Origin of the sequence: Lysinibacillus sp. GbtcB16, from assembly GCF_019091145.1 — a bacterium.
Lineage (GTDB): Bacteria > Bacillota > Bacilli > Bacillales_A > Planococcaceae > Lysinibacillus > Lysinibacillus fusiformis.
This window is the reverse complement of sequence record NZ_JAGXJV010000138.1, coordinates 1-444: the sequence shown is the minus strand read 5'-3', so window position 1 is coordinate 444 and position 444 is coordinate 1. Positions and strand designations below refer to the sequence as shown.

General features: G+C 52.7%; 1 pseudogene. It reads left to right on the top strand.

Annotation, left to right across the window (positions count from 1 at the left end):
- Nucleotides 1-37 precede the first annotated feature (37 nt).
- A pseudogene (locus KVT27_RS23730) lies at nucleotides 38-444 on the top strand (AraC family transcriptional regulator); the annotation flags it as partial.

Below are 444 nucleotides of genomic sequence, written 5' to 3'. Positions count from 1 at the left end.
GTTTCACCTGGAGAAGGAAGTGCTTCATGGAATCCGAATGGGGCAAGAGGAGGAAACGACGGCAGCTCTCTCCCGCTTTCTGCATGAGCTGCGGATGAATGCCGGCAAGGAGCTATGGGTGCAGCAGGGCATGCTGCATCTGCTCGCTTCCGTGCAGCGGTCCATTATGCAGATGGGCACGAGTCTGTACAGCCTGTATGAGGGTGTGAATTTGTACGATCAGCTCTGTCAGATCAAGGAGCCGGAGGAGATTGAAAAATGGTTTCTCGCCCGCGTTATTCACCCTTTCCTGCGCGAAACGAGGCGCAAGCAGGATATTTACTTGCAGCAAGCCGTGGATCGGATCGTCACGGTCATTCACGAGAAATACATGGAAGAGCTTTCTCTTGAATCAATCGCCGAGGCGGAGCATTTGAGCTCGTACGCTTTAAGCAGGATGTTTAA